General features: G+C 44.9%; 1 protein-coding gene. It reads left to right on the forward strand.

Translation table 11 applies throughout. From position 1 onward, the window contains the following. A partial coding sequence (locus A3735_RS00240; RefSeq protein ID WP_068637329.1) for a 2-isopropylmalate synthase occupies nucleotides 1-1,063 on the forward strand: 1,063 nt, incomplete at both ends.

The following is a 1,063-nucleotide window of genomic DNA, read 5'->3' on the forward strand; positions in this document are numbered from 1 at the left end:
AAGCTTGTTATCTTTGATACGACCCTACGAGATGGCGAGCAAAGCCCCGGTGCATCGATGACCAAGGCAGAGAAATTGAGAATTGCTCGTGCACTTGAGAAGATGCGTGTTGATGTTATTGAAGCGGGGTTTGCGATTGCAAGTCCGGGCGACTTTGAGTCGGTTAAATCTATCGCTGATACAATAGTAGATTCTCGAATATGTTCTCTATCCAGGGCATTGGATAAGGATATCGATCGTGCTGCTGAAGCTTTAAGAGGAGCAAATGCGTCGCGTATTCACACCTTTATAGCAACCTCCCCGATCCATATGAAGTATAAGCTTCAAATGGAGCCAGATGCAGTTGTCGAGCAAGCTGTGCGAGCAGTAAAAAGAGCGCGAAGCTATACAGATGATGTCGAGTTTTCATGTGAAGATGCTGGTCGTTCAGAGTTGGATTTTCTTTGTCGTATTATAGAGCAAGCGATTAATGCTGGTGCTTCCACAATAAATATCCCGGATACGGTGGGCTATGCGATTCCCGAGCAGTTTGGTGAAACCATAAAAAACCTTATCGAGCGAATTCCAAATTCAGACAAAGCTATTTTCTCGGTTCATTGTCACAATGATCTCGGCTTAGCTGTTGCAAACTCTTTGTCTGCGGTAACCAATGGTGCACGCCAGATTGAATGTACTATTAACGGATTGGGTGAGCGAGCCGGAAATGCTTCTTTGGAAGAGGTTGTAATGGCAGTTCGTACACGATCTGACTTGTTTGACCTATCGACAAATATCGACTCTACACAGATCGTGCCTTGCTCGCGGTTAGTGTCGACGATTACCGGCTTCCCGGTTCAGCCAAATAAAGCAATTGTTGGTGCAAATGCGTTTGCGCATGAGTCTGGCATTCACCAGGATGGTATATTGAAGCATCGAGAAACTTACGAAATTATGAAGGCTCAAGATGTTGGCTGGCATACTAATAGTCTGGTTCTAGGTAAACACTCTGGCAGAAATGCATTTCGTTCCAGAATAGAAGAGCTTGGAATTTCATTGGAGTCTGAGACTGAGTTAAATCAGGCGT

The organism is Oleiphilus sp. HI0061 (assembly GCF_001635675.1).